The organism is Alteromonas sp. MmMcT2-2 (assembly GCF_022348305.1).
GTDB classification, from domain to species: domain Bacteria; phylum Pseudomonadota; class Gammaproteobacteria; order Enterobacterales; family Alteromonadaceae; genus Alteromonas; species Alteromonas macleodii.
This window is the reverse complement of sequence record NZ_JAKRFA010000008.1, coordinates 108,895-121,308: the sequence shown is the minus strand read 5'-3', so window position 1 is coordinate 121,308 and position 12,414 is coordinate 108,895. Positions and strand designations below refer to the sequence as shown.

10 protein-coding genes are annotated in these 12,414 nt (G+C 44.7%); 3 read left to right on the top strand and 7 right to left on the bottom strand.

All coding sequences use genetic code 11. The annotated features are described in order from the left end of the window. Window positions 1-185: 185 nt before the first annotated feature. The 7 genes from MHM99_RS07190 to lptD form a co-directional block, all read right to left on the bottom strand. Window positions 186-2,210, bottom strand: coding sequence for a methyl-accepting chemotaxis protein (locus tag MHM99_RS07190; protein WP_014948305.1), 2,025 nt, complete (start codon window positions 2,208-2,210; stop codon window positions 186-188). 282 nt (window positions 2,211-2,492) lie between these two features. Then, entirely contained in the window at window positions 2,493-3,320 is an 828-nt protein-coding gene (locus MHM99_RS07185; protein ID WP_156085947.1) for a symmetrical bis(5'-nucleosyl)-tetraphosphatase, read from the bottom strand. 7 nt (window positions 3,321-3,327) lie between these two features. Beyond that, a complete protein-coding gene (gene apaG / locus MHM99_RS07180) occupies window positions 3,328-3,702 on the bottom strand; it encodes a Co2+/Mg2+ efflux protein ApaG (protein ID WP_014948307.1) in 375 nt (124 codons plus the stop codon). Between the two features lie 7 nt (window positions 3,703-3,709). Next, the gene (gene rsmA, locus MHM99_RS07175; protein WP_014948308.1) at window positions 3,710-4,537 is read right to left on the bottom strand and encodes a 16S rRNA (adenine(1518)-N(6)/adenine(1519)-N(6))-dimethyltransferase RsmA; all 828 of its coding nucleotides are present in this window, start codon (window positions 4,535-4,537) and stop codon (window positions 3,710-3,712) included. After that, window positions 4,534-5,520, bottom strand: a complete 987-nt coding sequence (pdxA, locus tag MHM99_RS07170; protein ID WP_239218734.1) for a 4-hydroxythreonine-4-phosphate dehydrogenase PdxA — start codon at window positions 5,518-5,520, stop codon at window positions 4,534-4,536. Before pdxA ends, rsmA begins: the two co-directional genes overlap by 4 nt. Before the next feature lie 13 nt (window positions 5,521-5,533). Next, window positions 5,534-6,847, bottom strand: coding sequence for a peptidylprolyl isomerase SurA (surA, locus tag MHM99_RS07165; RefSeq protein ID WP_258312597.1), 1,314 nt, complete (start codon window positions 6,845-6,847; stop codon window positions 5,534-5,536). Window positions 6,848-6,875: 28 nt separating this feature from the next. Further along, window positions 6,876-9,128 carry an LPS assembly protein LptD gene (lptD, locus tag MHM99_RS07160; RefSeq protein ID WP_239218732.1) on the bottom strand — a complete coding sequence of 751 codons (2,253 nt, stop codon included), beginning with the start codon at window positions 9,126-9,128 and terminating at the stop codon, window positions 6,876-6,878. 407 nt (window positions 9,129-9,535) lie between these two features. On the opposite strand from lptD, the gene djlA reads away from it, so the two are divergent. The 3 genes from djlA to dsbC all read left to right on the top strand — a co-directional run bounded on the left by djlA (window position 9,536) and on the right by dsbC (window position 12,405). After that, window positions 9,536-10,396 carry a co-chaperone DjlA gene (gene djlA / locus MHM99_RS07155; RefSeq protein ID WP_014948312.1) on the top strand — a complete coding sequence of 287 codons (861 nt, stop codon included), beginning with the start codon at window positions 9,536-9,538 and terminating at the stop codon, window positions 10,394-10,396. Beyond that, window positions 10,397-11,323: a site-specific tyrosine recombinase XerD gene (gene xerD / locus MHM99_RS07150; protein WP_014975697.1), complete on the top strand. Its 927-nt coding sequence runs from the start codon at window positions 10,397-10,399 to the stop codon at window positions 11,321-11,323. A gap of 278 nt (window positions 11,324-11,601) precedes the next feature. Continuing rightward, window positions 11,602-12,405, top strand: coding sequence for a bifunctional protein-disulfide isomerase/oxidoreductase DsbC (gene dsbC, locus MHM99_RS07145; protein WP_069943767.1), 804 nt, complete (start codon window positions 11,602-11,604; stop codon window positions 12,403-12,405). Window positions 12,406-12,414: the final 9 nt, after the last annotated feature.

Here is a 12,414-nt window from a genome sequence, read left to right as displayed (position 1 = left end):
ACGGGAAAATATCATTCTTTTTTAGTGGTTTGTTACGAATAGTCCTTATACGAATTAAAGCCGATTAATGCTCAGTTAAACTGTTCTAAAGTAACTATCTATGCATTCCTAAAGTGTGCCAGATTAATTGTTAGACACAAAAAAGGGGCTAAAAGCCCCTTCTTAAAACAGGTTTGTAAAAAGCGTTACACTTTAAACTGTCTGATAGACTGTTGTAACTCTTCAGCAAGTCGAGCCACTTCATGGCTAGACTCAGACGTTTGCTGTGCTCCAGCTGTCGTCTCTTCAGCGATACCCACAATAGTTTCAAGCTTTTCGCTGATCTCTTGTGATACCGTATTCTGTTCACGGGCAGACTGCTCAATTTGAGAGCTCACGTCATGGGCTTTGTGAACGGCGTCTGAGATGATATCCAACGCCTGTGTAGCCTTTTCAGTTTGTGCCACACACGCCGCAGTTTGCTCTTTACCTTGATTCATCACCGATACCGCTTTTTCAGCACCCGCTTGAAGCACTTCAATCATAGCGTTGATTTCTTGTGTCGATTCTTGAGTTCGGCTGGCAAGGGTTCTCACTTCATCAGCAACAACCGCAAAGCCTCGACCTTGTTCACCGGCACGCGCTGCCTCAATAGCAGCATTCAAGGCGAGCAGGTTGGTTTGATCTGCAACACCACGGATAACGTCTAAGATGCCACCAATGCTTGCGCTGTCTTGATGAAGCTTATTGATAACGTCTGCCGCTTCTTGAACGTCACGAGATAAGATCTCAATGGTGTTCTTATTCTCTAGTGAGATTTGGCGCACGTTCTCAGCCTCAGCATCCGCATGGCGAATTTGACTTAGTGTATCTTCAGCGTTTTGCACAACCAGCTGCGACGTAGAGTGCATTTCTGTGGTTGCTGTTGCTACTTGGCCAATTTGTGATTTCTGATCCTGAATTGAATGCGTCGTTTGCGCCGTCACTGCAGACGTTTGTTCTGAGGCGGCTGCCAGCTGTTCAGCACGAACGTTAATGGCTGTAATGAGCTCCTTCAGGTTTCCAATTAGCGTATTGCAGTTTCGGGCTAAAAGACCAAATTCGTCTTGCGCCGAATCGTCTAGACGGTGAGTAAGGTCACCCGATGAAGCCACCGTCAGAAGTTCATTTACACGATAAAGCGGACGTGTGATTGCGCGAACGGTCACGTAGCCAATAAATGCTGCTACTGCAATCGAGATAATAACAACCACAATAACGAACGTGTTGCCCGTCGCAATGGCGCCGTTAACCTGACTTTCTACATGTGACGCTTTCTTGTCTGCAAGATTGAGCAGGTTCTCTAGAGCGACAACCGCTTGCGCGATATTTGAGTCTGAAGCGTTAAGCGCTTTTTCAGCATCATTTCTGCGCTCTAGACGATCAACATGAAGCTGAACCACGCCATCGTTAGCTTTAATCGCATTGATTGCGTTGTTAACCAAGTCGTTAATATCATCAAGAGTACCAGAATCATCGCGGCCGCCCGCAGTTTGCATCATGTCGCTTAATTGCGTGACCACTTTCTCGACAACCAAATCAACTTCGTTGCCTAGCGTCTGTGAACGAACCAGTGTCTCTGTTTTAATGTACTCGTATGAAACCGTTAGCAAAGAAAGCAGCGACGTCTCAAGTTGACTGCCGATTTCTGCCGCACGTCGTAGGTTAGGGTCGCGCTGAACAGCATCTAAGTCTGAGAAGTCTAGAAGGTAGGTAGATGCATCGTCTGCGTTGTCTTCAGCGTCACCCAGTCTGTCTTGAATTGTGTTGCGTATATCAAGATACATTTGGTGATTTTTGTACATCGCTTCAACATTGGTGATATATGCTTCATATGACTCACGTACAGTATTCAGCGTGCTCTTTAGTTCAGGCTCGTTATTAACGGCCTGCGCCAGTTTCTTATATTCACTCTCAAAGGTGTCTTTGGCAGAGTTAAAAGACGCTCGCTTGTCTTTTAAGCCATTTAGATCTTCTTCGATGTAGCTCTCGAAGGTAAGTCGGCCCATATTGAGAAAGCTGGCTTTAAGTGCATTGCTGCCTGCTACCGTGGGTAATGCAACGTCATTTACTTCTTCCGTTGCTGAGCCTATTGAGTTGAGGTTATAAAGTGAAACAACACTAATGACGATCAGAAGTGCGCTAATCGCTACAAATCCCCCGATTACGCGTGTGGCTACCGTTATTTTCATCGGAACTCCTGGATGAGTGTTTTTTATTTTTATCCCTAACGATATTACCCGTCTCAGCAAACAAAATATAGCGATTAAAGAAGCTAGTTTGTTCAATTACTGAGTAGATAATGAGACATTATCGTTACTATCGTAAGTAAGTGTATCGGCTACAATAACTTAATGTTTATTTTATTTAGCACTTACGTGTAGAAAGTTTAACTGGTAATACCAGTTGGTGCGTCAAATTATACACGTAAACAGGTGCGAATTGGATAATTGCGGAGCCAGTAAACTCTGGTTTTAGGCAGAAACACTCACAAGCGAAGCGGAGTTCAGGTTTAGCAAAGTCATGCTTTGCCCCCAAACATAGCCTGTATCTAAGCCGATAAATTGATGACTGTTTGTTTGGCCCGACAGAGCTGCCCAATGCCCAAATACCACTCGTTGATCGTCACCTAGCTTTTTATTCTCTACTTCAAACCATGGTTTTAACGTGCTACTAGTGCTGTGGGATACTGCGCTGGGATGAGATTTGTTATCAAAATCGAGTGTGCCATCTGTATGAACAAAACGCATGCGCGTACACGCATTCACAATAAAACGCAGTCGCTCATCACCCTTAAGTTTATCTGACCAGTTGTTGGGTTTATTACCATACATTTCTGAAAGAAAAGCGGCGTAATTGTCGGATTTTAGGATGTTGCTAACTTCGTCACTAAGTGAAACGCACTCATCGATAGACCATTTAGGATAGAGTCCAGCATGCACCATTACTGATTGCTCATCTAACTTCATTGCCAACGGGAACTGACGTAACCAGTCAATAAGTTCGGCCAAGTCTGAAGCATTAAGTAGAGGCTCTAATTTGTCGGATTTTTTTGCTTTGCGGATGCCGTTTACAACGGCAAGTAAGTGAAGGTCGTGGTTTCCTAAAACACTGCTAAACTGGCTGCCGAGAGACTTTAAAAAGCGCAATGTGCTCAAAGAATCTTCTCCTCGAGCAACTAAATCACCTACTGCGAGTAGCGTATCATTTTCTTCGTCGAATTTTACTTTATCTAACGCGCGACGAAGACCATCGTAACAGCCTTGTATATCACCAATGACGTACGTGTTACCTTGCGACATAGAAACCTTAATGAAGAATACTTGGAATGGCTAATCGGAAAACGTCGATAGGAACGCGAAAACGCTCGCCGCTCTCTAATTCCATTACATAGTAGCCTTCCATATTCCCAACCGGTGTGTCAATGACAGCGCCACTGGTATAGTCAAAATGCTCGCCCGCTTTCATGATAGGTTGCTTGCCTACAACCCCATCACCTTCAACTTCTGATGTCTTGCCATTTGCATCGGTAATTTTCCAGTAGCGACTGAGTAATTGCACCGTATGGTCGCTATTGTTCTCAATCGTAATGTGGTACGCGAAGGCAAATTGCTTTGAATCTGACGGAAGGTGGTCGGGAAGGTGACGGGTTTTCACCCGCACCTTAATATCAAGTACATCCATAGAGAACTTACTGCTCTTGTTGGTGCTCTTTTGCCGACACAGCGTTTGCTATTGTGGCAAAATCGTTAAGTGATAATACTTCTGCGCGAGAGGTAGGATCGATACCTAGCTCACGGATCTCCTCTTCACTTAAACTGTCTTTCAGCGAGTTGCGAATGGTTTTTCGGCGCTGGTTGAACGCTTGCGCACAAACGCGCTCAAGCGTATTTACAGACTCAACGTCTACTGGCGGAGCCTGATGCGGCACTAGCTTCACTACTGCAGAATCAACCTTCGGGGGTGGCTTAAAGGCACCCGGCGGAACATTGAGTACCGGAATGACGTGGCAGTAATACTGCGCCATAACGGAAAGCCTGCCGTAATTCTTAGAACCTGGTCCTGCTGCCAAGCGGTTTACCACTTCTTTTTGAAGCATAAAATGCATATCTTCTATGCAGTGAGCATGATCAAAAAGATGAAACATAAGTGGTGTCGAAATGTTGTAGGGCAAGTTACCAAATACGCGAAGCTTTTTGTCTTTGACTGGCATTTCTTTAGAAAGGGCGCCAAAGTCCATGGTCATTGCATCTTGTTCAATAACCGTAAGCTTATTGCCGTTAAATGGATGGTGTCTCAATCGCTTAGCAAGATCTCTGTCTAGCTCAATGACTGTGAGTGCATCTACTTCTTCACAAACAGGATCTGTTAATGCGCCTAAACCGGGTCCAATTTCTACCAGGTTTTGTTCATTTTTTGGCGCGATGGCCGCAACAATCTTGCCTATCACGTAATCATCGTGAAGGAAGTTTTGTCCGAATCGCTTTCTGGCCGTATGGCCTAAGTGTGTTTTACTCATTGTTGATGATGTGCAAGCTCGATGGCTTTTTCCAATGCTTTTCTGAAACTACCGGCGTCGGCTTCACCTGTTCCTGCTAAGTCTAATGCAGTACCGTGATCTACCGATGTACGAACGAAAGGTAACCCTAGCGTGATATTCACTGAAGCCCCAAAACCCTTATATTTTAGCACGGGTAAGCCTTGGTCGTGATACATAGCCAGCACTACGTCAGCATTTTCCAGATATTTGGGTTGAAATATGGTGTCTGCAGGTAGAGGGCCTGTGATCTTTAAGCCTTCTTCTCTTAGTTCGTTAAGCGCCGGAATGATGGTATGAATTTCTTCAGTGCCAATGTGACCATCTTCACCCGCGTGAGGGTTCAAGCCACACACATAAATGTGAGGTTCTTTAACGCCAAACTTCAATTTAAGGTCGGTGTTGATGATATGAATGACCTTATGAAGACGCTCTCGGGTGATAGCTTTCGCTACATACTCAAGGGGAATATGCGTGGTGGCAAGCGCTACATTAAGACCTTCAGTTGCCAGAAGCATAACCACATCAATGGTATTGGACTGATACGCAAAAAACTCAGTATGACCGCTGAATGATACCCCTGCTTTGTTGATAATGCCTTTGTGTACGGGGCCGGTAACGACGGCGTCGAAGTCGCCATCCATATTTGCCTGACACGCCTGGCGCAGAGTTTCTACTACGTATAACCCGTTTTCGCTATCAAGCTCGCCTGGCATAACGTCAACGGATTTATCTATTTGCTTTATAAACAACGAACCCGCATCTTGAATTTGCGGGTTAGTGGCATCGTAATCGATTAGCGTTAATGGCAGCCCCAAGGCGCTTGCTCGTGCTTTGAGCATTTCGCCATCGGCAAACACGACAAGCTGCGCTTGCCATGTTTCTTGGGCCAGTTTTATGATCAAATCTGGCCCGATACCTGCCGGTTCTCCCGGCGTTATTGCTATTTTAATTGGTGTACTCATGAATAACTTATTGTTACGAGTCGACAACTTCTACGTAAGCAGCATCACGCATCTCACGTAACCAGTTCTCGGTTTCCTCTGAAAATTTACGGTTGAAGATAAGCTGGTAAGCTTTATCTTCTTTGCGCTTATCGGTAGCGTCATCAATACGACGTTCAATAAGCTGAATTAAATGCCAGCCGTGCACGGTACGAACAGGTTCACTAAATTCTCCAGGCTCAAGCTGTGCAAGTGCGTCTTTAAACTCAGGCACGTAATTATTTGGATCCGACCAGCCAAGCTCGCCACCGCGAAGGGCTGAACCAGGATCTTCTGAATGCTCTTTAGCTAGCTCTGCAAAATCAGCTTCACCATTTTTCACCTCTTCCTTGAAGCGGTTTAGCATGGCTTTAGCTTTGTCTTCGCTAAGAATGATTGACGGCTTAACAAGAATGTGGCGAGAGTTTACTTCTTCCACCGTGACTTTCTCAATACCGCGCGTATCTAATACTTTTAGGATATGAAAGCCTGCACCGCTTCGAATAGGTCCAACAAGAGCATCTTTGTCTTTGTTTTGAATAGCTTCAGCAAAAAGCGTCGGCATGGCGTTAATGTTAAGCCAGCCCATGTCACCGCCTTCGAGCGCTTCGTTACCTGATGATGACGCAATGGCGATTTTAGCAAAATCAGAGCCTGACTCTAATAGTGAAATGACTTTGTCTGCACGCTCACGTGCCGATTGAATATCTTCATCTGTAGGCTCTGGCGGGAAACCAATAAGAATGTGACCTAAGCGATATTCAGCTTGAGTAGCGCCTTGCTGTTCCATCAGGTCAATCAAGGTTTCAATTTCTTGAGGTGTAATATAAACACGGCGACGTACGTTAGCACGGCGAACTTCACCCATGATAACTTCTTCGCGAATGTCTTCGCGGTAATCATCGTATGCAATACCTTCTGCCGCTAATTGGGCACGAAGTTCTTCAATCGTTGCATTTTGATTCGCTGCAATGTTGCTAATGGTTTGCTCTAACTGTGGATCGCTAATGCGAATACCCATACGCTCTGCCATTTGAAGCTGAAGGCTCTTAGTGATTAAACGCTCAATGGCCTGTGTACGAAGCGCACGATCTGACGGTAGCTGTTGATTATTAGCTTCTGCGTTGCGTTTAACGTCTTGTACAAGGGCATCAATTTCGCTTTCAAGCACAACACCTTGGTCAACAATTACGGCCACGCGGTCAAGCATGACCTCTTGCGCAACACTGTTAAACGAGAGTAGGGCACCTAACATCAATGCACGGATAATGAACTTCATACACACTCTTTTATTATTGGTTGATTGCATTTAAGCGCTGTAAGCGCTCAACTGCGGGTTAATTTAAACTATAAGGCTGACGATAGCCAAACATACCGTCTTGAAGCATGCTTCTTTGGGTACCAGATGACCCGATGCCTTTGAAAATAAATTGTAGCGATATTCCAGAATCAAAATCGTCTGTTGTCTGTTCGCCGCTAGCATTGTAACGGTTGTTCAGACTGCGCTGCGCAACTAATCGCACCGCCCAACAGCATGATTCATACTGGATACCTGCATAGGTTTCTACACTTCTATTGCGTTCAAGATCTCGGTAAGTACGGCCAACCCACTGCCAATTTTCAGAAATAGGCCAGCTTGCCGAAATACCAATTTGATCTATGGTTTCACCACTGAGATCGCGAACATAGCGATGACTTAATTGAATAAAGCGCGAATCATCTTTGCGGTATTCAATACCCACGCTGCTTAAGTCAACTTTGTCTGTGTCAGTGGTCACTTGCACATCAGAATGGAAGAACCAGTTTTTATTAAAGCGCCAATCCACTTCAGCGGCGAGCGCTGAACGATCTTGATTCTTGGTTGCCGCAATGACTTTGTTATCTTCAAGGTAGAATATCTGACCCACACTAAGAACAAATTGTTCCCGATTGTTTTTATCCAACATGCGTGTGGTCGCGCCAAGGGTGATTTGGTTGTTATCGCTTATTCTATCAAGGCCAGTAAATTCCTGACCTCTAAACAATCCTTCAACGTCGGTTAACAGCGGCGTTGAGTCATAGAATCCAATCGCAGTTTGGTCTTCATACGATGTATAAAGATATTGAATCTTTGGCTCTAAAGTCATCGACATATCGTCGCTGAACCACGATTTATCCCTTTCAAAATATAACGCGCCATAAAGGCGAGCTTGTCCTAATGTGCGTTCAACATCTTCTTTTAAGTCAGTTCCTTCAACATTGTCTTGTTGATAAACCGTTTGAAAAAGCGTGGTTTCTGCGACAAGTTCACCCCATGCTGCGCGGAGCGGCACCGCTAAAGTAGGTGCAACGTGAAAACGAGTAGCCGTTGGAGCGGTATCGAGAGTATTGTCAAAGTGTGCGACTTCTGAGTCTAGGTTGAACTCTAGATATTCACCTAACGCTTTGTTGTAGTTGATTTTGATCTCAGGTACGGCGCGATAGCTATCTGCAGTATTACCCAGTACTTCAAAATCTTTTATCTGCATATTTACGGATAGATTTTGCGAGTAGTAACTTAATCCAACGCTACGATATAGGTGGGTGTCAGCGCGACTATAATAATCTGAACCAAGGTCAACTAAATAGTTGTCGTCACTTAATCCGTTGAAATCAACGTTTAGTAACCAGTTGTCAGCTATAAGCCCTTGATGCTCCAAGCGATAAAAATATCGGTCAGGGTTCCCACTAATATCTGAGTCGCTCGGCAAGTACTCCACGTACGCTTTGCCTTGGCTACGCTCCGTTAGATAACGGAACTCAGTATTCAGCTGAAGACCGCGAAGGGTCATCAATCGCGGTGAGATGGTCATGTCATAGTTGGGGGCAATATTCCAGTAAAAAGGCTGCGTATAGTCGACGCCCGTTCTGCTTGAACTAGTTAACTCTGGAAACAATAAGCCCGTTTGGCGCTCGTTGCTAACAGGGAACGCAAAATACGGTAAATAAAACACTGGAACATCGGCAATGTAGAAGCGTGTGTGTTTGGCTTGGCCCCATACGGTCCCTTTTTCCAAACTAATTTCACTGGCGCGTATTAGCCAGTCTTCATCGCCTTCAGGACACGTAGTGAAGCTAACTTCTTTGAGCACAATTCCCGTGTCTGTATCTAATACAATATCTTTTGCGGCTCCTTGACCCACAAAACCCGTCAGCTGATAGCGGGTATTTTGCATTTCTAAGCGCTCTTCTTCAGAGCGAAGGGTCACAGCATCACTTTCTACTTTTAACTGCGAGTCTTGATACGTTACGTCGCCTTTCGCAATAAGGTCTCTGCCACTTCCGTTAATTTGTGCTTGAGATGCACTAATTACCGCAGTATCTGACGTGATATCAACATTACCAGAAAACAGCGCTACGGTATCTTGGATAATTTCAGTACGGTTAGCTTCAACTTTAACGTGGCCTTTGGGCATTAATGCCTGGCTACTGAAAGTAACAGGTTCGACTGAGCAGAATGCAAGAGGGGCTGCATTTGACGTTGGTTTAGAATTTGAAGCTGTCGTTTCCTGTGCAAACGCGACTGTAGGCAAAAGAGTCGCGGAAACAAGCATGGCGCAGGTGTTTTTCATGCGTTAATGGGCGGCCTGTTTTGTTGTATGTTGCTTTTAAACCCAAGTAAGACGACGTCCGTCTCGGTTAGTTCGACATAACGTTTAAAAAAACAGTGATAATGCACATTACTTCTTGGTAAAGAGTTAATGTAGCTTTCACTCGCTATTACTATTCATATAAGCGCTCAATTCTAAGCACTTCTGTCGTAATTACCAACCATTCAGACAAAAAAATGCACTTTTATATGCACAACACATCAAAGACGGAGGCAATTAGTGGCAGTAAGCTTGATTTCAAGCTGCACAAGCCCTAGTTAATTAACTTATGTATTTGATATGATGATTGGTATAACGCGCTCTGCACGGCGTGATTTCACTACAGTAACATCAACTTTCTAAACAGTGCACCAACGGAGTATGACGCGATGTCAATTTGGGGAAAAATCCTCGGCGCCTTGTTCGGCTTTATGTTTCTTAAAATACCTGGGGCGATCTTAGGGCTGTTAGTCGGGCACTTTTTTGATAAAGCCTATCGCCAAGACTTCAATCAGCTAGGTGGCTTTGGGCGCTTTTTTACCGATCAGGACAATCTGAAGCAGCAAGCTATTTTCTTTCATAGTTTGTTTAGTGCGTTAGGCCATCTTGCTAAGTCTGACGGCAAAGTAACGGACAGAGAAATTCAAATCGCCACAGCATTAATGGACGAGATGCGTTTAACTGGGGATGCCCGTCGTGAAGCTCAGGATGCATTTAGAGAAGGCAAAGCGCGAGACTTTCCTTTAGTCGATACGTTGAAAGGTTTTTACGACGCCAGCCACGGTAGACGGGATATTCTTCAAGTATTCTTAGAGATTCTTATTCAAGCCGCTTTCGCCGACGGTCAGCTTTCACAGGAAGAATACAACGTACTTGAAAAAGTAGCGAAGCCACTAGGCTTTAGGCGTCGTGATTTAGATTATCTAATTTCAATGTATGAAGCTGAAATACGCTTTAGGCAGCGGTCTAACTCTGGCTCGGGACAACGCACTCATTCAGGTCAACGTCAGCACAGCCAATCAGCCTATTCAGAACAGCAAAGTTTAGATGATGCCTATCACATATTAGGTGTGGCGGCATCCGACGATGAAAAGACAATAAAGCGTGCCTACAGGAAGCGCATGTCTGAGCATCACCCCGATAAGCTGGTGTCTAAAGGGCTACCTGAACAGGCAATGGAAATTGCGAAAAAGAAAGCGCAAGATATTCAATCAGCCTACGAGCTGATTAAGCAAAAGCGTGGCTTTTAGATGGCAAAAACTCAACGTGAGTTAACTTATGTGCCGGCAGCGAGTCAGGCGCATATCGATGGTTTCATCGAGATGCTTTGGCTTGAGAAAGGACTGTCTGATCATACTCAGCAGAGCTATCGCACCGACCTTACTAAGCTTGCTATCTTCAGCAACAATCAAGGCGTAAAAGATATCGCTGTGCTGACCACTGAGCAGCTTCAGGATTATTTAGCCTACCGTCACGACAAGGGGCTGTCCACACGCAGCACCCAACGTGCGCTTAGCGCTATCCGGGCGTTTTTCGTATTCCTAATTAGTAAGCAAGTACGTGTAGACAGCCCGGTGTCCGCGCTATCAAACCCCAAAACACCCAAAGCTTTGCCTTCTTCACTCAGTGAACAACAAGTTGAAGATTTGCTAAATGCCCCCCTTACCGACGACCCTATTGAATGTCGGGACAAGAGCATGCTTGAAGTGCTTTACGCGACCGGCCTTCGTGTAAGTGAGCTTATTGGGTTAACAATGGATCAAATAAGCCTTCAGCAAGGCGTAGTTAGGGTTGTGGGTAAAGGGAATAAAGAGCGCTTAGTGCCCCTTGGTGAAGATGCAATAGAATGGCTGCTGACCTATATTAAAACAGCAAGACCGATACTCGCCAGTAAAGCTTCTGATGTGGTATTTCTGAGCAAGCGTGGACAGAAAATGACGCGTCAAACATTTTGGCATCGCATTAAATACTATGCGGTGAAAGCGGGAATTGAGCAGCACCTTTCTCCTCACACGTTGCGCCATGCCTTTGCGACACACCTTTTGAATCACGGTGCTGATTTACGCGTTGTACAAATGCTATTGGGGCACAGCGATTTGTCAACGACTCAAATATACACCCATGTAGCGACAGAGCGACTTCAAACTTTAATCCACAGTCATCACCCACGTGGCTAAATTGGCTAAATATACAAATAAAGAATGCTATAAATTGGGGGCTGTATACGACGAGGCTCAGTGACGACGTATATAAAATAAAAAGGTCTATGGTAGGATACGAGCCATGCAAAACGTTTAGAAAATACATTTTCCGTTAGTGCTCTAACGTGACTGAGTTTAAATGTTGACGTTAAATGTACTGAGGTTAAAAGAAAATTAGCGTTTAACGTGCAATTTTTTGCTAAGTTTTACGGTCTGAACGTTATGAATGTAAAAATTTTTAGCAATTGCTTTAAATGGAAAGATACCGATTCAAGCAGTTGCATGTTAAGCCAGTAAGTACAAGCGAACTTAAATGGCAAAATGGAGAGTATTTAGTGAAAGCAGTAAAGAAAGTATTGTTAGCCAGTGTAGTTGCGGCAGGTTCTCTATTAGGGCTTAGTGCGCAAGCGGCTGATGAAGCGGCTATCCGTGATAAATTAACCTCAATGCTAGGGTTAGATGTAGAAACTATTGCTGACTCTCCAGTATCAGGGCTGGTTCAGGTATCAACAAACCGCGGTTTATTTTACGTAAGTGAAAACGGGCAGTATCTGCTTCAGGCTCGTGTTTTTAACATTGATGAAGAGATGCGTAACGAAACAGAGCTGGCACTTTCTGGGCTGCGCAAAGAAGGCGTTAAAGAGATGGAATCATCGTCTATTACGTTTAAGGCCAAAAATGAAAAGCATGAAATAAGCGTATTTACTGATATTACGTGTGGCTATTGCCGTAAATTTCACAACGAGATTGATGAACTCAACGATGCGGGCATCACCGTACACTACCTTGCGTTTCCACGTTCTGGGTTAAACAGTGAAAACTACAACGATATGGTGTCGGTGTGGTGTGCGAAAGACCCGCAAAAAGCGTTAACTAAAGCTAAAGCGGGTAACGACGTAGCTAGCGCAAGCTGTAAAAATAAAGTGGCAGAGCAGTACATGTTGGGTCAAAAATTAGGCGTGAATGGCACGCCAAATATCGTACTGCCAGACGGTTCATTGATTCCTGGTTATCAGCCAGCTGCGTTGCTTGCTAAAGCATTGGAGGAAGCTGAATAGCCATTCAGT